Consider the following 211-nt stretch of genomic DNA (forward strand, 5'->3'; position numbering starts at 1 on the left):
GGTGTCCAGGAGGACGGGGCCGGCGTCGAGAGCGTGCCGGATCACGTCGACCGAGGCCGCGTCGTCGCGCTGGGACTCGGCATAGCCCCAGCTCATTCCCATGCAGCCGAGGCCGACGGGGGTGACCTGGAGTCCGGTCCTGCCGAGCTGACGCGTTTCCACGTGAACTGCCTTTCGGGTAGGGGTGCTTCGGGAGTTCAGGGTGTGGGGG

Origin of the sequence: Streptomyces beijiangensis (assembly GCF_017315755.1) — a bacterium.
Lineage (GTDB): Bacteria > Actinomycetota > Actinomycetes > Streptomycetales > Streptomycetaceae > Streptomyces > Streptomyces beijiangensis.